Origin of the sequence: Streptomyces sp. S.PB5, assembly GCF_030403745.1 — a bacterium.
Lineage (GTDB): Bacteria > Actinomycetota > Actinomycetes > Streptomycetales > Streptomycetaceae > Streptomyces.
This window is the reverse complement of sequence record NZ_JAQMWP010000009.1, coordinates 143,815-162,456: the sequence shown is the minus strand read 5'-3', so window position 1 is coordinate 162,456 and position 18,642 is coordinate 143,815. Positions and strand designations below refer to the sequence as shown.

Here is an 18,642-nt window from a genome sequence, read left to right as displayed (position 1 = left end):
ACTTAAGATTGCCTTAAGGCTCCCATAAACCGCCCCATCGAGGGAACGGGATCAGACATCCCGTCAACAGCAAGCGCTTCAGGGAAGTTTTCTCAGAGGAACTTCGCCTTGCCGGGACCTTCCTCGACGAAGCTGCGCATACCGGTCTCACGGTCGGCGGTGGCGAACAGACCCGCGAACCAGTTCCGTTCGACGGCAAGGCCGGTGTCGATGTCCGTCTCCAGCCCGGTGTCGATGGACTCCTTCGCCGCCCGCAGCGCGATCGCCGGGCCCTGCGCGAGCTTCGCCGCCCACGCGTGCGCCTCGGTGTACACCTCGGCGGCCGGGACGACCCGGTCCACCAGACCCAGCTTCTCCGCCTCGTCGGCCTTGACCATCCGGCCGGTGAAGATGAGGTCCTTCGCCTTGGACGGGCCGATCAGCCGGGCGAGCCGCTGGGTGCCGCCGGCGCCCGGGATCAGACCGAGCAGGATCTCGGGCTGGCCCAGCTTGGCGTTGTCGGCGGCGATCCGGAAGTCCGCGCACAGCGCGAGTTCACAACCGCCGCCCAGCGCATACCCGGTGACGGCCGCGACGACCGGCTTGGGGATGCGGGCGACCGCGGTGAAGGAGTCCTGGAGGGCACGGGCGCGCAGGACCATCGCGGTGTGGTCCATGGCCTGCATCTCCTTGATGTCCGCGCCCGCCGCGAACACCTTCTCCCCGCCGTAGATCACCACGGCGCGCACGTCCTCGCGGCGCGCGGTCTCCTCGGCGAGCTCCTTGAGCCGGTCCTGGATCGCGATGTCCAGCGCGTTCATGGGCGGGCGGTCGAGGCGCAGGGTGCCGACGCCGTCGGCCACTTCGAGAGTCACGGTCATGAGGGAAGGTTAACGGGCACTAACGACAACGGCCCCGGTGCGATGTCTCACACCGGGGCCGCCGTCGTCGTACGAGCTCGGACTCAACGTCGTGCGACGCGGACCGCTACTTCTTCCACTCCGCCCACGACATGTTCCAGCCGTTGAGGCCGTTGGCCGGGTCGACCGTCGGGTCGGTGGAGTTCTTGACGGTCACCACGTCGCCGATGATGGAGTTGTTGAAGAACCACGCGGCCGGGAGCGACTTGTCGTAGCCGCCGCGGACGTCGCGCAGGCCGATGCAGCCGTGGCTGGCGTTGTAGTTGCCGAACGCGTCGCCGCCCCAGTAGTTGCCGTGCACGAAGGTGCCGGAGGTGGTCAGCCGCATGGCGTGCGGGACGTCCTTGATGTCGTACTCGCCGTCGTAGCCGACGGTGTCGCCGTTCATCCGGGTGACCGTGAACTTCTCGCTGATGACCATCTGGCCGTTCCAGGTGGCGTAGCCGGGCTTGCCGGTGGTGACCGGGATGGTCTTGTAGAGCTTGCCGTCCCGCATGACCTTCATCGTCCGCTTCTTGGCGTCCACGACGGAGACCTGGCTGCGGCCGATGGTGAAGGACACCGTCTTGGACTGCTTGCCGTAGACGCCGTTGCGGCCCTCGACGCCGTCCAGGTTGAGCTCGACGGTGACCTTGGTGCCGGCCTTCCAGTAGTTCTCGGGGCGGAAGTCGAGGCGGTCGTTGCCGAACCAGTGACCGGCGACCTCGACGGCCGGCTCGGTCTTGACGGTGATGGCCTTCTCGACGTCCTCGGGCTTGGTGATGCCGCGGGTGAAGCGGAGCGAGAACGGCATGCCGACGCCGACCGTGGAGCCGTCCTCGGGCGTGAAGGTGCCGATGAAGGTGTTCTTCGGCGTGAGCGTGGTGAAGCTGGAGTCCTCGGCGGCCTCACGGCCCTCGGAGTCCTCGGCGACCGCGTGCACCGTGTACTTGGTGGCGGCGGCCAGATGGCTGGACGGCGTCCAGGAGGCGCCGTCGGCGGATATCTCGCCGTCGATCTTCTCGCCCTTGGAGTCCTTGACCTCGACCGTGGTCAGCTTGCCCTTGGCGGCGCCGATCTTGAGGGCGCCACTGGTCTCGACGGACTTCGCGCCGTCCTTGGGCGCGATGGAGACGACGGCCACCGACTGCTTGCTCTGCGCGGAGCCGGAGTCCTTGCCCTTGCCGGGGCCGGTGTCGGCGTCCGTGTTCCCGCCCCCTCCGCCCCCGCACGCGGTGACGGCGGTCAGCACGACGCCCAGCACAAGCGCGGCCGCTCGCCTGCGGCCACGCCCCTTCTTCTCCGCCCCGCGTGCGTCAACCGACGCCCCCGATATCGGTTGCACGTTCACGTCTTCTCTCCCCTCGCCGGGCCCGGTCCCAGGCCCGTCTCCCCTGCGCGTCCCGCGCGTCCGGCGATATTAACCGCAAGATCAGGCCCGTCGGCGGGGTGTGATTGTCACCGTTCAGTCCCAACTGCACCCCGCGCGCCCCGGACCCGACCCGGCCCCCCACCTGGTTACTTCACCGCGCTGCCCGCCTTCCACTCCTTCCAGCCCATATTCCATCCTCCGAGGCCGTTGTCAGGAGCGACCTTTTTGTCATCGCTGTGGACGACCTCGATCACATCTCCGATGAGACTCCGGTCGAAGAACCAGCCCGCGGGAGTGTCCGAACTTCCGCCCTTCACATCCCTCAGACCGACGCAGCCGTGGCTGACGTTGACCTTGCCGGGGGCGTTCGGCGCCCAGTAGTTGCCGTGCAGGAAGGTGCCGGAGTCGGTCAGGCGCATGGCGTGCGGGACGTCCGGGATGTCGTACTCGCCGCCGAAGCCGACCGTGCGGCTGTTCATACGGGTGACCTCGAGCATCTCGGAGACGACCATCTTCCCGTTGTACGTCGTCGTCCTGGGCGCCCCCGCCGTGATGGGCACGGTCGCGAGCAGCTCGCCTTCCCGCCGCACCTCCATGGTGTGCTCGGCCGCGTCCACCAGGGAGACCTGGCTGCGGCCGACGGTGAAGGAGAACGTCTTGTACTGCAATCCGTAGACCCCGGGCGCCCCTTCGACGTCCCGCAGCCGCAGCGCGACGGTGACCTGCGTGCCGGGCTTCCAGTAGTGCCGGGGGCGGAAGTCGAGGCGGCCCTTGCCGAACCAGTGGGGGCGGATCTCGACGGGGGGCTTGGCGGTGACGTGGACGGCGCGTTCCACGGCGGCGCGGTTCTCGATCTCCCGGTTGAACTCCAGGGAGACGATCATTCCGGTGCCGACCGTGGAGCGGTTCTCGGGGCTGACGTATCCGATGAAGCGCTCGTCGGGGACGTATGTGGTGAAGGTGGTGTGGCGGGCGGATCGCCGCCCGTGCCCGTCGAGGGCGACGGCGTCGACGGTGTACTTCGCGGCGAGCGCGAGCCGTGCCTCGTCGGGCTCCCAGCGCAGACCGTCCTCGGAGATGTGGCCGGGCACCGGGGTGTCCTGTGCGTCCCGCGACTTGACGACCTTCACCGACTCAAGGCGTCCGCTGGGCACCCGGATGCGCAGCTTGCCGTCCTGCTGGACGCCCTCGCTGCCGTCGTCCGGAAAGACGCGGATGACGTCCTCGGGTGCGGGGGGCTTGCCGAGCCCGCCGAGATCGATACCGGCCTCGCCCGAGGTGCAGCCGGCCAGCAGCCCGGCCCATGTCAGTACGGCGGCCAGTGCGGCCCCTGCGCGCCGAGCGCGCCCTTGTACGTGCCTCACAGGGGGCCCAACGACGGGGCCGCCGTGGGGAAACGTGAGTGCGACGCGCTCCGCTGGACAAGCCGTGGTGGATCCGCGGCCCGGTGGGGCCGGTCGCGGCCACGCGGCGGAGTCGCATGTCGTTACGGCCCCGCTCCCCTCGGGGGCGCGGGTCGGTTGGCCAACCGTTGGGCAGAACAGTGGGGAGGACGACGCGACGGGGAGCCGCGGCCGCGACTGAGCCGTAGGGGCGCGGCACCGTCGAGTGGCCGAGCGCGCGGAGGCCCGAAGGGCTGAGCACGGTCGGTCGCTCGACGGTGCCGAAAAGCGCCCCGGAGGTGAAAGAGCCGGAAAGAGTCGCCGCCGTGCGCCCTTTTTGTCGTCGTTCCGCGAGCCGTGGGAGGCCCAGTGTCGAGCGCAGCCGAGCAGAAGGCGGTGGCCGAGGAGCAGCTGCCGGCCGCCGTCGTCAATGGTGCGCGGCGGGCCGCGCCGCCGCCGGCCGTGCCCGTGTGGCCCGGTGCGCCGATGCCGCTGGGAGCCCGGTTCAGGGTGGGTCCGGACGGCGTCGCGGGCACCAACTTCGCACTGTGGGCGGGCGGGGCCGAGGGGGTCGAGCTGTGCCTCTTCGACGAGCGCGGCAAGGAGACCCGGGCCCGGCTGACCGAGCTGACGCATGAGATCTGGCACGGCTTCGTGCCGGGGGTCATGCCCGGGCAGCGGTACGGCTACCGCGTGCACGGCCGCTGGGACCCCTGGACCGGCGGCCGCTGGAATCCGGCGAAGCTCCTCCTCGACCCGTACGCCCGCGCCGTGGACGGTGACTTCAGCCTGCCGCCCGAGACGTACGGGCATGTCCGTGACTGGCCGCAGCAGCAGGTCGCCGACACCGTGCGCGACGACCGGGACTCGGCGCCGTTCGTCCCGAAGGGGGTGGTCGTCCACGATGACGACGACTGGGCGGACGACCGCCGGCCGAAGACGCCGTGGGCGGACTCGGTGATCTACGAGCTGCACGTGCGGGGCTTCACGAAACTGCACCCCGGGATACCGGAGGAACTGCGCGGCACCTACGCCGGTCTCGCGCACCCGGCCGCCGTCGAGCACCTGGTGAAGCTGGGCGTGACGGCGGTGGAGCTGCTCCCGGTCCATCAATTCGCCCACGAGGACCACCTGTTGCGGCGGGGCCTCAAGAACTACTGGGGCTACAACTCCATCGGCTACTTCGCCCCGCACGCCGCGTACGCCGCTTCCGGTACGACGGGTCAGCAGGTCGGCGAGTTCAAGCGGATGGTGCGCGCGCTGCACTCGGCCGGGATCGAGGTCATCCTCGACGTGGTCTACAACCACACGGCGGAGGCGGGCGAGCTGGGCCCGACACTGTCGTTGAAGGGCATCGACAACCGGGGGTACTACCGGCTGCAGTCGGACGCGCGGCGGTACGCGGACTACACGGGGTGCGGGAACACGCTGCACGTGGTGCAGCCGCATGTACTGAGGCTCATCACGGATTCCTTGAGGTACTGGGTCACCGAGATGGGCGTCGACGGCTTCCGCTTCGACCTCGCGGCCGCGCTGGCCCGTTCCATGCACGACGTCGACATGCTGTCCCCGTTCCTCGCGGTGATCGCCCAGGACCCGGTGCTGCGGCGCGTGAAGCTGATCGCCGAGCCCTGGGACGTCGGCTCGGGCGGCTACCAGGTCGGCGCCTTCCCGCCCCTGTGGACGGAGTGGAACGACCGTTACCGCAATGCCGTACGGGACTTCTGGCGGGGCGCGCTGCCGGACGTACGGGACCTGGGGTACCGCCTGTCGGGGTCCAGCGATCTCTACGCCTGGGGCGGTCGCCGCCCGTACGCCTCGGTCAACTTCGTGACGGCGCACGACGGTTTCACGCTGCGGGACATGGTGTCCTACGAGCGCAAGCACAACGAGGCGAACGGCGAGGGCAACCGGGACGGCTCGGACGACAACCGGTCCTGGAACTGCGGGGCGGAGGGCGAGACCGACGACGAGCGGGTACGGGGGCTCAGGCGCCGTCAGCTGCGGAATCTGCTGACGACGCTGCTGCTGTCGACGGGTGTGCCGATGCTGGTCGCGGGCGACGAGTCGGGGCGCACCCAGCGCGGCAACAACAACGCGTACTGCCAGGACAACGAGATCAGCTGGCTGGACTGGGAGTTGCTGGAACAGCCCGGCTGGAAGGCCTTGTTCGACCTCACGTCGAGGCTCATCGCACTGCGCCACCGGCACCCGGTGCTCCGCCGCCGGGCCTTCTTCTCCGGGCGGGCGCACTCGGCGGACGGAATACGGGACCTCGCCTGGTTCACGGCCCAGGGCACCGAGATGACGGAACGGGACTGGTACGCACCGGCCGCCACCCTCGGCATGTACCTCTCCGGCCGTGACATACCGGGCCGCGACGAGCGGGGCGCCCCGATCCTCGACGACAGCTTCCTCGCCGTCCTGCACGCCGGGGACCGCCCGGCGAGCTTCGTCCTGCCGGGACCGCCGTGGGCGGAACGGTACGAGGTGGTGGTGGACACGTCCCGGGAGGAGCAGGGGGCGGCGCCCGGGGTGGTGCATCGGGCGGGGGCGGCTGTCACGGTGCCGGCTCGGGCGGTGTTGTTGTTGCGGGTGGAGGCGTGACATTGCGGGCCCGTGAACAGCTCATGTGATCCCTGGCCAATACACGGACCCGGTGATCAGACTCAACCGCGTGTCTGTGATGTCCCGCCGTGCCTTCGGTGGTCTCGTCGGTGGCGGTGCCGTGACCGCCGTCGCCGATACGGCCACCGCCGCCGAGGCCGCCTCCGCCGCCGAGCGCCCCTTCTCGGCCCGCGCCGGAGCCGCCGCCGGCCGCCGCCCCGACATCCTCGTCATCCTCGGTGACGACCTCGGCTGGGCCGATCTGTCCTCGTACGGCGCCCCGCACATCAGGACGCCGCACCTGGACCGGCCGGCCCGGCAGGGTGTGCGGTTCACGGACGCGTACTCGGGGTCGGCGACCTGCTCGCCGACGCGGTTCAGTCTGTACACCGGGCGGTATCCCGGCCGTACGCCGGGCGGGCCGGCCGAGCCGATCGCCAACAGGACGCAGGGCCTCGACCCGAACCACCCCACCCTTGCCTCCCTGCTGAAGAAGGCGGGTTACGCCACCACCCTGATCGGCAAGTGGCACTGCGGCCCGCTGCCCGACCACAGCCCCACCACGTCGGGCTGGGACGAGTTCTTCGGCAACCACGGTGGCGCCCTGGAGTACTTCTCCAAGCTCGGCCAGTTCGGCGAATACGACCTCTACGAGGGCGACGCCACCTACAAGGACCTGCGCTACTACACGGAGATCCTGACCGAGCGGGCCGCCGAGTACGTCGGCCGCAGGCACGACCGGCCGTGGCTGCTGAACCTCAACTTCACGACCCCGCACTGGCCCTGGCTCGCGGAGGGCGACGAGGAGACCGGCGCCGAGATCGAGGCGAGGATCCGCGCCGCCAAGTCCCAGGCCGAGGTGTTCGCCGCGCTCACCCACCACGACGGCGGCTCGGTCGAGAAGTACACGGAGATGGTGGAGTCCCTGGACGCCGCCGTCGGCGAGCAGGGTCGCCGTCCAGTCGGGGGAGAAGTTGGGTTCGTGGCTGACCTGGTGGCCGTCGATTCGGGCGGGGAGTTCGGCGGCGCCCGGAGCGCGACCTGTTCTGGCGGGTGCGGGCCAACCGGGCGCTCAGGCGCGGCGACTGGAAGTACTACCAGGACGCCGACCGGACGGACCACCTCTACAACCTGGCCGCCGACGCCCGCGAACAGGCCGATCTCGCCCCGGACGAGCCGGAGTTGCTGGCCGAGCTGAAGGCTGCGTGGGAGAACAAGGCCGCCACGCTGCTGCCGTATCCCGGCTAGCCCAGAATCCCCCGCTGGTACGCCGTCGCGACCGCCGCCGCGCGGTCGTTGACGCCCAACTTGGCGTACAGGTGGGTGAGATGGGTCTTCACGGTCGCCTCGCTGATGAACAGCTCGCGGGCGATCTCGCGATTGGACGTGCCCTTGGCGACGAGTGCCAGCACTTCGCGCTCGCGTGCGGAGAGCGGCTCGTTGCCAGGGGTGCCTGGGCTGCGGACCGCCGAGATCAGGCGGGTGGCGACGGCGGGTGACAGCACCGTGCGGCCGGCCGCCGCCGCGCGGACAGCCGTGAACAGCTCGTCTCTCGGGGCGTCCTTGAGCAGATAGCCCGTCGCGCCGGCCTCGATGGCGGGCAGGGTGTCGGAGTCGGTGTCGTACGTCGTCAGCACCAGGACCCTGGCGCGGGCGCCGCGGCGGGTCAGCTCCCGGATGGCGTCGACTCCCCCGCCGCCCGGCATGCGCAGGTCCATCAGGATCACGTCGGGGTCGAGGGCGGCGGCCTTCTCCAGCGCCTCGACGCCGTTGGACGCCTCGCCCAGGACCGTGAACCCGGGGGCGTTCTCGAACATGCCGCGCAGACCGTCCCGTACGACGGGATGGTCATCGACGATCAGCAGTGTGACCTCTTCTTCAGTCATGGCGGACCAAAGGTACGCGAGCCGACAGCGCGGTGCCGTGGCCCGGCTCGGACTCGACCGTGAGGGAGCCGGCGATGCGTTCGGCGCGGGCGCGCATGCCGTCGAGGCCGAAGCCGCCGGCGTGGGTGCGGGCGGGGACGGCGCGGGGGTCGAAGCCCTGGCCGTCGTCGCGGATGTCGAGGAGGACCTCGTCGCCGGCGAAGCTGAGGGTCACGCCGAGACGGGTGGCGCGGGCGTGGCGGGCGGCGTTGGAGAGGGCCTCCTGGACGATCCTCAGCAGGGTCGCCGCGACCTCCTCGTGCAGTTGCTCCGAAGGGCCGGTGACGGTGAACTCGGCGCGTACGCCGGTCTGTTCGCCCCATTCGGCGACCGTCTTCTTCAGCGCCTCCGGCAGTCCGGCGTTCTCCAGGGCCACCGGGGCGAGGTTGTGCACCGAGCGGCGGGCCTCGCCGAGGCTGTGGCGGGCCAGGTCGGAGGCGCGGGCCAGGTGGGTGCGGGCGACGTCCAGGTCGGGGGCGTTCGCGACGACCTGGAGCTGGGCGATGATGCCGGTCAGGCCCTGGGCGATGGTGTCGTGGATCTCGGCGGCCAGGCGCCGGCGCTCGTCGGCGACGCCCGCTTCCCGTGCCTGGACGAGGAGTTGGGCGTGGAGGGCGGCGTTCTCGTCGAGCGCCTGCTGCAACGCCGTGTTGGTGCGTTCGAGTTCGGTGATGGTGACGGCGCGGTCGCGGGAGCGTTGTTCCTCCTGCTTGGCGAAGTGGCCGACCATCATCAGCAGGGTGCTGTTCACGATGAACATCACACCGAACAGCACCCACTGGACCCAGCTGTGGAACGGGAACCCGCCGGCCTGCGAACCCGCGATCGCGACGGCGTGGGCGCAGAGGCCGAGCCGCTGTCCGCGCCGGCTGGCAATCAGTTCGTCGCTGTCGAAGTAGCCGGTGGACGCGTAGAACGCGAAGAACGGGTTGATCCAGGTCAGCCCGAAGGACACCGCCCAGCGCAGCGTGTAGACGACGGCTCCGCCGCGGGAGGGGGTCCGGGGGCCGTGGCGCGGGCCGAGCCGGAGCTGGAGCCCGATCGCGGCGGCGACGAGAGCCCCGCCCGCGTACCACTGGGCAGGACTCTCGATCAGTTCGTGCGAGGCGAGCGAGAGGACGGTGGAGACGAGGAGCAGCCCGTAGGGGCCCCAGCTGTGGAACTGGTCCTGGCGCCGGTCGATCTGCGCGTACGACACGGTCATCTCCTCAGTCTGCACGGCGACTCCCCTACTCCCACCGGAACCAGCGCGACGCGGCGGCGGTGAGCAGCAGAGTCCAGGCCACCAGGACGACCAGGTGGGTCAGGCCCGGCCAGTCGCCTGCCGCCGCCTGATCGAGGGCCTGGGCGGCCGCGCCGAACGGGGTCCAGCCGACGACCTCGGCCAGCACGTCCGGCATGGCCTGCACCGGCAGCCACACGCCCGTGCAGAACATCGCCGGGAAGAACACCGCCGACCCGATCGCCGCCGCGATCTTCGTCGTACGGGACAGCGCGCAGATCACGGCGCCGAGCGCGAGGACGGCGAGCCCGGCCAGGACGAGGGCGAGGGCGTATCCGAAGGGCTGCTCGGGCAGTCGTACGGCGAAGACGAGACGGCCGACGAGGAGGGCGGCCAGGGCCGATGCCAGGGCCGCTGCGGCGTAGACCACCAGCTGTGCGGAGAGCAGTGCGGCGGGGCGGACCGGGGTGGCGGACATGCGGCGCAGGATGCCCTGTTCGCGGTAGCCGGTGAGAGTCTGGGGCATGGCCTGGATGCCGCCCACGATCAGTCCGAGCAGCACCGCCACGGGGACGTAGACGTCGATGGTCCTGAGGCCCCCGAGGTTCTCCTCGTGTTCGCGGAAACCCGGGATCGAGCCGAGGATCACCAGCAGCAGGGTCGGGAAGGCGAGCATCCAGAACAGGGCGCCGGGTTCGCGGCGCAGGAGGCGGAGCTCGGTCTTCAGCACGGCGGTGTTCATGCCGCGGTCTCCTTGGTCTCGGTATCGGTATCGGTATCGGTCTCGGTCTTCGTCTCGGTGAGGTCGAGGAACGCGTCGTCCAACGTGGCGTCGGTGACCCTGAGTTGGTGGGCGGTGACGTGGGTGCGGGCGAGGAGGGTGAGGACGGCGTCGACGGTCTCGTCGGTGCCGGACAGGGTGATACGGCCGTCCTTGTGCTCGATCGAGGCGAGTGCGGGAAGGGTGTTCAGGTCGCGCTCGTCCAGCTGGGCGGACGGCGTGAAGCTGATGACGGTCGCGCCCGCCGAGCGGCGGATCAGACCGGCCGGGGTGTCCAGGGCGGCGATCCGGCCCTTGTCGATGACCGCGATCCGGTCGCAGAGGCGCTGGGCCTCCTCCATGAAGTGGGTGACGAGAAGGACGGTGACGCCGTTCGCCCGGACGTCCTCGATGAGCTCCCAGGTGTCGCGACGGGCGCGGGGGTCGAGGCCGGTGGTCAGCTCGTCCAGGACGACGACCCTGGGGTTGCCGATGAGCGCGAGCGCGATGAACAGGCGCTGCTTCTGGCCGCCGGAGAGCTTCGCGAACCGGGTGGTCAGCTTGCCGGTGAGGCCGAGGCGCTCGGCGAGGGGGCGCCAGTCGGCGGGCTTGTCGTAGAAGGCGGCGTACAGCTCCAGGGCCTCGCGGACGGTGAGCTTGGGCTGGAGCTCGCTCTCCTGGAGCTGGGCGCCGAGGACGCGGGCGACCTTCTCGTGGTCGGCGACCGGGTCGAGGCCGGTGACGCGGACGCGGCCGGAGTCGGGGACGCGCAGGCCCTCGACGCACTCGACGGTGGTGGTCTTGCCGGCTCCGTTCGGGCCGAGGACGCCGAAGATCTCGCCTTCCTCGACCGCGAAGGAGACACCGTCCACGGCGGGCCTGCCGCCGTAGGACTTGCGCAGTGCGGTGACTTCGATGACGGACATGGCTTCAGCGTCGCGGTGGGCGGGGTGCGCGCACATCGGCCGTCGCGCTCGAAGCGGCATCAGCCGATCGGTTGATGCGGGAGTACGACCGGGCCGGGCCGGTACCCGCTGCTGTGCGGTTGCTGCTGTGCGGCGGGTCGAACGCGCAGGTCGTAGGTCCAGCGGCCGAACCAGGTCCGGCCAAAACTCGGTGGGCGTTGTCAGTGGCGGTCCGTAGGCTCGCTGCTGATGTCCTCGACACGTGCAACCACCAAGGATCGTTCCGCCGTCCGTACTCTGCTGCGGCTGTGGCCGTATGTCCGGCCCGTCCGGGCGCGGCTGTTCACCGCCGCGTTCGTGGCGATCGTCGCGTCCTGTGTGGGACTGGTGATCCCGCTCGTCCTCAAGTGGATGGTGGACGGGCCGATCGCCGGTCAGGACCCCGCGGGGGTGTGGCTCGGGGCGCTGTTCCTGCTGTTGCTCGGGCTGACGGAAGCTGTGTTGTTCGGGTTGCGGCGGTGGCTGGTGGCTCGGCCGCTCTCGCATGTCGAGGCGGAGATGCGGGCGGATCTCTACCGGCATCTGCAGCGGCTGCCGGTGTCCTTCCATGACCGGTGGGCGTCCGGGCAGTTGCTCTCCCGGGGCACGACCGACCTGATGCTGGTGCGGATGTTCCTCGCGTTCCCGTTGACGTTTCTGCTGGTCAACGGGGTCACGATCCTCGTCGGTGTGATCATCATGCTGCTCCAGGACTGGACGCTGGGGCTGGTGATCCTGGGGCCTGCCATCCCTGTGATCGTCACCTGTGTGCTCTTCGAGCGGCGGTACTTCCATGTGGCGCGGCTCGCTCAGGACCAGGTCGGGGATCTGACCACGGTCGTCGAGGAGAGCGTGCTCGGGATCCGGATCATCAAGGGGTTCGGGCGGCACCGGAGTCAGGCGCGGGCGTTCCGGGAGCTGTCGCGGACGCTGCGCGGGACGGAGCTGCGCAAGGCCCGGCTGCTGGCGTCGATCTGGGGTGTCATCGTGACGCTGCCGGAGATCGCCATCGGGGCGGCGCTGGTCCTGGGGTGTGTGCAGGTGGCCGACGGTGACCTGTCCGCGGGGACGCTGGTGGCGTTCCTGTCCACGGCTCTGGCGCTGCGGTGGCCCATCGACTCGATCGGGTTTCTGCTGGCGATCAGCCAGGACGCGGCCAGTGCGACTCAGCGGTACTTCGAGGTGATGGACGAGGTGCCGGAGGACACGACGGTCGACGTGGCCGACGGCGCCGGTGAGGACAGCGGGCTGCGGTTCGACGGGGTCGTGTTCCGGTATCCCGATGCCCCCCTCGACTCGGTCCCCGTCCTCGAGCGCATAGACCTCCACATCCGCCCCGGCGAGTCCATGGCCCTCGTCGGTGCCACCGGCAGCGGCAAGACCACGCTCACCGCGCTGGTCCCCCGGCTGCACGAGATCACGGACGGGCGGATCACCCTCGACGGCGCGGACATCACCGCGATGTCCCGTGAGGAGCTGCGCTCCAAGGTGGCCGTCGCCTTCGAGGAGCCCACGCTGTTCTCGGCGACCGTCGGTGAGAACGTGCTGATGGGCGACGAGGGCGGAGATCTGGACCGGGCCCTCGGCGTGGCCCAGGCCGACTTCGTGCACGCCCTGCCCCAGGGCACCGCCACCCAGGTCGGGGAGCAGGGGCTCAGTCTCTCCGGTGGGCAGCGGCAGCGGCTCGCTCTCGCGCGGGCGGTGGTGGGGCGGCCCCGGTTCCTGGTGCTGGACGATCCGCTGTCCGCCCTCGACGTGCACACGGAGGCCGCGGTCGAGGCCGCCCTGCGCGACGTGCTCGCCGAGACCACCGCCCTCATCGTGGCGCACCGCCCGTCGACCGTGCTGCTCGCCGACCGGGTCGCCCTGCTGTCCGGCGGCCGTATCGCCGCCGTCGGCACCCATCAGGAACTGCTGCGCACGAACGCCGAGTACGCCCATCTCATGGCAGGGGCCGGGGAAACGGAGGACGACCGATGACGGCGCCGACGAAGGCCGCGCCCGCCACCGCCGACGAGGAACCGGACGTCCGGAAGGGCTCCGGCAAGGGTGACCCCTTCGACCGGGACGCCCTGCCCACGCCACCGCGCGCGACCGCCGGCCTCCTGCGCTCCCTGCTCGCGCCGATGAAGGGCCGGGCGATCGGCACCGCGCTGCTTCTGCTGCTCCAGCAGGCGGCGGTGCAGGCCGGCCCGCTGCTGGTGGCGTACGCGATCGACCGTGCCGTACCGGCGTTCCGGGACGACCGGCACGGGCCGCTGATCGCCGTGGCCGTCGGCTATCTGCTGTGCGCGCTGGCCGCGGGCGGCCTCCAGTACGCCTTCATCCTCGCCTCGGCCCGGGTCAACCAGGATGTGCTGCTCGATCTGCGCGGCCGGATCTTCCGCCACGCCCAGGCCCTCAGCGTGGACTTCCACGAGCGCTACACATCGGGCCGGCTGATCTCCCGTTCCACCGCGGACGTCGAGTCCCTGCGCGAACTCCTCAGCGAGGGGCTGCAGGAGCTGGTGACGGTCATCCTGTCCTTCGTCTACATCTCGGCGATGCTGCTCTGGCTCGACCTGGGCCTCGGCGCGGTCGCGGTGGCGTCCTTCGTGCCGCTCTACCTCCTCGTACGGGTCTACCAGCGGCGCGCGGGAGAGGTGTACACCCGCCGGTCCACGGCCATCGCCGCCGTCATCGTGAAGTTCGTCGAGACGATGAACGGCATCCGCCCGGTGCGGGCGTTCCGGCGCGAGTCGGCCAACGACGCCGACTTCGCCGTGCTCAACAAGCGCCACGAGCGCACCAACGGCGACGCGCTGCTGGAGATGGCCCGCTATGTCGTCGGCTCCCGTCTCGTGGCCAACACCGCCGTCGCGCTGATCGTGCTGTGGGGTGCCCACCGGGTCGCGGGCGGCACGCTGGAGCTCGGTGTGCTGGCCGCGGCGGTGCTGTATCTGCGGCGGCTGTACGACCCGATCGACCGGCTCGGGATGTTCCTCAACTCGTACCAGTCGGCGGCGGCCTCCCTGGAGAAGATCGCGGGCCTGCTCGCGCAGACACCGTCCGTGCCCGAGCCCGCAACGCCCCTGCAGCTGCCGCCTCTCGAGTCGGAGCACCCGGGTCGCGAGGTCGTCTTCGACGGTGTCCGCTTCGCCTACCGCACCGGCGGCGAGGTCCTGCCGCGCTTCGACCTCACCCTCCCCGCCGGACAGACGGTCGCGGTCGTCGGCTCGACCGGCGCGGGCAAGTCGACGCTGGCCAAGCTCCTCGCCCGCTTCTACGACCCCTCCGAGGGCCGTGTCCTCCTCGACGGGGTCGACCTGCGCGACCTGACCGTGCCCGAGCTGCGCCGCGGGGTCGTCATGGTGACCCAGGAGGCCTTCCTCTTCTCCGGCACGGTCGCCGACAACATCGCCATCGGCCGGCCCGACGCCACCCGCGAGGAGATCGAGCGCGCCGCGAAGGCGATCGGCGCCCACGAGTTCATCACCGCCCTGCCGGACGGCTACGACACGGACGTACGCAAGCGGGGTGGCCGTATCTCGGCCGGCCAGCGCCAACTGGTCGCCTTTGCGCGGGCGTTGCTCGCCGACCCGGCGGTGCTCATCCTCGACGAGGCGACCAGCTCGCTTGACATCCCGGGTGAACGGGCCGTGCAGCGCGCGATGTCGACGGTCCTGCACGGCCGTACGGCGGTGGTGATCGCCCATCGCCTCTCCACGGTCGAGATCGCGGACCGGGTGCTGGTGATGGAGCACGGCCGGATCGTCGAGGACGGCACGCCCGCCGAACTCATCGCGGGAACGGGCAGGTTCGCGGAACTTCACCGGGCCTGGCGGGACAGTCTGGCGTAAGGAATCGGGGGAACGACAGGTGATCGACGCGTACGAGGATCCCGGCACGCCCGACATCCGCGGCGGCTGGTGGTACCTGTGGTGGCTGGTGCGCCGCCAGCCGGGCCGGTGCGCCCTCGGCTCGCTGATCGCCAGTGTCTGGATGGTGCTGCTGGCCGCGACGCCGTACCTGATGGCGAAGGCGATCGACGAGGGCCTGGAGCCGGGCCGCATGGGCGCGCTCGTGGGCTGGTCCGCCGTCCTCTTCGCGGTGGGTTCGTTCAACGCGTGGCTGAGCATCATGCGGCACCGCACGATGACCCGGGTGCGGATGGACGCCAACTTCCGCACGGTGAAGGTGGTCGTGGGCCACGCGGTCCGGCTCGGCTCCGCGCTGTCGCGCCGGGCGGGGACCGGTGAGGTCGTCACGATCGGCGTGGGCGACGTCCAGACCATCGCGCAGGCGCTGACCGTGGTCGGCCCGGGCTTCGGAGCCGTCATCGCCTATCTGGTGATCGCCGGCCTGCTGGTGTCGGTCTCCCCGCTGATCGCGGCGGTGGTCCTGCTGGGCATCCCGGCCATCGTCGTCCTCGTCGGCCCGCTCCTCACCCGCCTCCAGGGCACCGAGACCGAGTACCGCGAACGCCAGGGCGTCCTCACCGCCCGGATCGCCGACCTCGCGGGCGGCCTCCGCGTCCTCAACGGCCTGGGCGGCAAGAACCTGGTGGCGGACGCCTTCCGGCGCGACTCCCAGCACCTGCGCGCCCAGGGCTACCGCGTGGGCGCGGTCACCAGCTGGGTCCAGGCCCTCGGCGTGGGCCTGCCCACCCTGTTCCTAGCGGTGGTGACCTGGCTGGCGGCGCGGCTGGCCGCCCAAGGGCACATCACCATCGGTGAGTTGGTCTCGGTCTACGGCTATGTGGCGGTCCTGATCGGCCCGGTGGCCTTCTGGGTCGAGTGCGGTTACATGCTGAGCCGTGGGGTCGTGGCCGCGCGCAGGGTCGTACGCCTCCTGCACCTGGAGCCGATGGAGGACAAGGGCACGAGACCCGCTCCCGCCGAACCGTCGGTACTCCACGACCCCGAGTCGGGCGTGAGGATACGACCGGGCCGCCTGACTGCACTGGCCGGCGCGCATCCGGCGGAGACGGCGACAGTGATCGACCGCCTCGGCAGATACACCCCGTCAAGAACGACATGGGGCGAAGTCCCGCTGGACGAGATCCCGTTGAAGGAGATCCGCGCCCGCATTCTGGTGGCGGACCACGAGGCAGACCTCTTCGCAGACACGTTGCGCAATGTCATCGAACCACCCGCACACGCTGTACGACCTTCCGTGGCACCCCAGGACGCGCACCTCACCCAAGCCCTCCACGCAGCCGTCGCGGACGACATAGTCCAGGCCCTCCCGGGCGGCCTGGACTCCCCCATCGACGCCCAGGCCCGCAACCTCTCCGGCGGCCAGCGCCAACGCATCCGCCTGGCAAGAGCCCTCGCCGCCAACCCCGAGATCCTCCTCGCCGTGGAACCCACCTCCGCCCTGGACGCCCACACGGAGGCCCGCGTCGCCGACCGGCTCCGCACCGCCCGCAGCGGCCGTACCACCGTCGTCACCACCACCTCCCCCCTCGTCCTGGACCGGACGGACACCGTCGTCTACCTGGTCGACGGAAAGGTCGCCGCCACCGGAACCCACCAGGAGCTTCTCGACACCACCCCCGGCTACCGAGAACTCGTCGCGAGGGACACCGACTCCGAGGAGGCCGTACGGTGACGACGTCCGGACACCTGCCCGTCGCCGAACCCGCGGACGTCCGCAAGGCGTCCCTCCGTCTGACCCGAGCGGACGCCCGGGCGTTCACCACCGCCCTCGCCCTCAACTCCCTGGCCGCGGTCGCGGGTCTCGGCGGTCCCTGGCTGCTCGGAAAGATCATCGACGAGGTGCGCGCCGGCGGCGGAGTGGGCGTGGTGGACCGGCTGGCCCTCGCCCTGCTGCTCTGCTCCCTCGCCGAACTCCTCCTCGCCCGCTGGGCCCGCTATGTGGGCCACCGCTTCGGCGAACGCACCCTCGCCCGGGTCCGCGAGGAGTTCGTGGACCGCACCCTCGCCCTGCCCGCGTCGGTGGTGGAACGCGCGGGTACCGGCGACCTCACCGCCCGCGGCACCGCCGACGTGGCCACGGTCGGCCAGACACTCCGCGACGCGGGCCCCGACCTGTTCATCAACACCGTACGGTCCCTGTTCGCGCTGGTCGCCATCTTCCTGATCGACCCGGTCCTGGGCCTCGTGGGCGTACTCGGCCTCACCCCGATCTGGTTCGCCCTGCGCTGGTATCTGCGCCGCGCGAGGGACGGCTATCTCGCCGAGGGCGCGGCCACCTCGGACGTCGCCGAGATCGTCGCGGCGACGGCGGCAGGCGCCCGTACGGTCGAGGCGCTGCGGCTGGAGGAACGGCGGGTCCGGGCCGGCCGGGACACCATCGAGACGGCCCGCCGCACCCGCTTCCACACCCTCTATCTGCGCAGCGTCTTCTTCCCCTCGGTCGAGGTGTCGTACATCGTCCCCATCGCCGGGATCCTGATCGTCGGCGGACTCCTGCACACGCACGGGACGATGAGCCTGGGCTCGGTCGTGGCGGCCACGCTCCTCTACAACCAGCTGATCAACCCGCTCGACCAGATCCTGGTCCGGGTCGAGCAACTGCAGAGCGCCAGTGCCTCGTTCGCCCGGGTGGAGGGGCTGGCGCGCGCCCCGCGGGCCACCGGGGCCAGGGCCCTCCGGCCGGCCGGGGACCGCATCGACGTGACCGGGGTGCGCTACTCCTACGGCCGCGGCGGCGAGGTGCTGCACGGGGTCGATCTGACGGTACGGCCCGGGGAGCGGCTCGCGGTCGTGGGTCCGTCCGGTGCCGGGAAGACCACGCTCAGCCGTCTCCTCGCGGGCGTCGACGCGCCCACCGAGGGGACCGTGACCGTCGGCGGGGTGCCCGTCGTCGACCTCGGCCCCGAGCAGCTGCGCCGCCAGGTCGTCCTGGTCACCCAGGAGCACCATGTGTTCCTGGGCACGGTCCGGGACAACCTGCTGATCGCCGAACCCTCGGCGGGGGACGAGGAGTTGTGGTCCGCGCTGGAGGCGGTCGGCGCCGACGCCTGGGTACGGGAGCTGCCCGAGGGGCTGAGCACCGCGCTCGGGGACGGCGGTCACGCCACCGACGGTTCGCAGGCGCAGCAACTCGCCCTCGCCCGGGTCGTGCTGGCGGACCCGCACACGCTGATCCTGGACGAGGCCACGGCGTTGCTCGATCCGACCACGGCCCGGCACACCGAGCGCGCCCTGGCCGCCGTACTGGAGGGCCGTACCGTCATCGCGATCGCGCACCGGCTGCACACCGCGCACGACGCCGACCGGGTGGCCGTCATGGAGGACGGACTGCTCACCGAACTCGGCTCGCACGAGGAGCTGGTGGCGGCGGGCGGGGCGTACGCGGCGCTGTGGCACTCGTGGCACGGGGACCGGCCGTCCTGAGCCTCGGGGCACGGGCCCGGTGTTCTTGACGATCAGGCAAATTGCCCGCATACCGAACATGACCATCCGGGCAACGAACGATTTCCGGCCAACTTCCTGACGCGCCCCTGACAGAAACCGCAAACTCCTGCCACTCTTCCCACGGCCACGACACAGCAACCCCACAGCACCAGCACACAGCTGTGCCGCGGCCGGACTTCCGCACGCGC

At 70.9% G+C, this 18,642-nt stretch carries 12 protein-coding genes and 1 pseudogene; 6 read left to right on the top strand and 7 right to left on the bottom strand.

Annotation, left to right across the window (positions count from 1 at the left end; all coding sequences use genetic code 11):
- Window positions 1–92: 92 nt before the first annotated feature.
- From PH203_RS24320 to PH203_RS24310, 3 genes are all read right to left on the bottom strand, one after another.
- On the bottom strand, window positions 93–860 hold the full coding sequence (locus tag PH203_RS24320; protein WP_289922608.1) for an enoyl-CoA hydratase-related protein: 768 nt from the start codon (window positions 858–860) through the stop codon (window positions 93–95).
- A gap of 106 nt (window positions 861–966) precedes the next feature.
- Window positions 967–2,229 (bottom strand): Ig-like domain-containing protein, encoded by a 1,263-nt coding sequence (locus PH203_RS24315; RefSeq protein WP_289922607.1) that lies wholly within the window; start codon window positions 2,227–2,229, stop codon window positions 967–969.
- 167 nt (window positions 2,230–2,396) lie between these two features.
- Entirely contained in the window at window positions 2,397–3,614 is a 1,218-nt protein-coding gene (locus PH203_RS24310; RefSeq protein WP_289922606.1) for an Ig-like domain-containing protein, read from the bottom strand.
- 387 nt (window positions 3,615–4,001) lie between these two features.
- Here PH203_RS24310 and glgX point away from each other — a divergent pair, with 387 nt between their 5' ends.
- On the top strand, window positions 4,002–6,239 hold the full coding sequence (glgX, locus tag PH203_RS24305) for a glycogen debranching protein GlgX (RefSeq protein WP_289922605.1): 2,238 nt from the start codon (window positions 4,002–4,004) through the stop codon (window positions 6,237–6,239).
- 79 nt (window positions 6,240–6,318) lie between these two features.
- Window positions 6,319–7,122: pseudogene (locus PH203_RS24300) on the top strand (sulfatase-like hydrolase/transferase); the annotation flags it as partial.
- A 361-nt stretch (window positions 7,123–7,483) separates the two neighbouring features.
- On the opposite strand, the gene PH203_RS24295 reads toward PH203_RS24300, so the two are convergent.
- Genes PH203_RS24295 through PH203_RS24280 form a run of 4 tightly spaced genes read right to left on the bottom strand, consistent with a single transcriptional unit; the run spans window position 7,484 to window position 11,072 of the window.
- Entirely contained in the window at window positions 7,484–8,125 is a 642-nt protein-coding gene (locus PH203_RS24295) for a response regulator transcription factor (protein WP_289922604.1), read from the bottom strand.
- A complete protein-coding gene (locus tag PH203_RS24290) occupies window positions 8,118–9,368 on the bottom strand; it encodes a sensor histidine kinase (protein ID WP_289922873.1) in 1,251 nt (416 codons plus the stop codon). Before PH203_RS24290 ends, PH203_RS24295 begins: the two co-directional genes overlap by 8 nt.
- 25 nt (window positions 9,369–9,393) lie before the next feature.
- Window positions 9,394–10,128: an ABC transporter permease gene (locus PH203_RS24285; protein WP_289922603.1), complete on the bottom strand. Its 735-nt coding sequence runs from the start codon at window positions 10,126–10,128 to the stop codon at window positions 9,394–9,396.
- Entirely contained in the window at window positions 10,125–11,072 is a 948-nt protein-coding gene (locus PH203_RS24280) for an ABC transporter ATP-binding protein (RefSeq protein ID WP_289922602.1), read from the bottom strand. The genes PH203_RS24285 and PH203_RS24280 overlap by 4 nt, the downstream gene beginning before the upstream one ends.
- 228 nt (window positions 11,073–11,300) lie before the next feature.
- Between PH203_RS24280 and PH203_RS24275 the strand changes: the two genes are divergently transcribed.
- The 4 genes from PH203_RS24275 to PH203_RS24260 are packed head-to-tail and all read left to right on the top strand — an operon-like array spanning window position 11,301 to window position 18,433.
- Window positions 11,301–13,070 (top strand): ABC transporter ATP-binding protein, encoded by a 1,770-nt coding sequence (locus PH203_RS24275; protein ID WP_289922601.1) that lies wholly within the window; start codon window positions 11,301–11,303, stop codon window positions 13,068–13,070.
- Window positions 13,067–14,929 carry an ABC transporter ATP-binding protein gene (locus PH203_RS24270; RefSeq protein WP_289922600.1) on the top strand — a complete coding sequence of 621 codons (1,863 nt, stop codon included), beginning with the start codon at window positions 13,067–13,069 and terminating at the stop codon, window positions 14,927–14,929. The genes PH203_RS24275 and PH203_RS24270 overlap by 4 nt, the downstream gene beginning before the upstream one ends.
- Before the next feature lie 19 nt (window positions 14,930–14,948).
- Entirely contained in the window at window positions 14,949–16,682 is a 1,734-nt protein-coding gene (locus PH203_RS24265; RefSeq protein ID WP_289922599.1) for an ABC transporter ATP-binding protein, read from the top strand.
- Entirely contained in the window at window positions 16,679–18,433 is a 1,755-nt protein-coding gene (locus PH203_RS24260; RefSeq protein ID WP_289922598.1) for an ABC transporter ATP-binding protein, read from the top strand. The genes PH203_RS24265 and PH203_RS24260 overlap by 4 nt, the downstream gene beginning before the upstream one ends.
- Window positions 18,434–18,642: the final 209 nt, after the last annotated feature.

Coding starts and splice junctions, on each gene's coding strand:
- PH203_RS24285 (WP_289922603.1), bottom strand. CDS start 10,128: ATGAACACCGCCGTGCTGAAGACCGAGCTCCGCCTCCTGCGCCGCGAA.
- PH203_RS24295 (WP_289922604.1), bottom strand. CDS start 8,125: ATGACTGAAGAAGAGGTCACACTGCTGATCGTCGATGACCATCCCGTC.
- PH203_RS24270 (WP_289922600.1), top strand. CDS start 13,067: ATGACGGCGCCGACGAAGGCCGCGCCCGCCACCGCCGACGAGGAACCG.
- PH203_RS24320 (WP_289922608.1), bottom strand. CDS start 860: ATGACCGTGACTCTCGAAGTGGCCGACGGCGTCGGCACCCTGCGCCTC.
- PH203_RS24280 (WP_289922602.1), bottom strand. CDS start 11,072: ATGTCCGTCATCGAAGTCACCGCACTGCGCAAGTCCTACGGCGGCAGG.
- PH203_RS24275 (WP_289922601.1), top strand. CDS start 11,301: ATGTCCTCGACACGTGCAACCACCAAGGATCGTTCCGCCGTCCGTACT.
- PH203_RS24290 (WP_289922873.1), bottom strand. CDS start 9,368: ATGACCGTGTCGTACGCGCAGATCGACCGGCGCCAGGACCAGTTCCAC.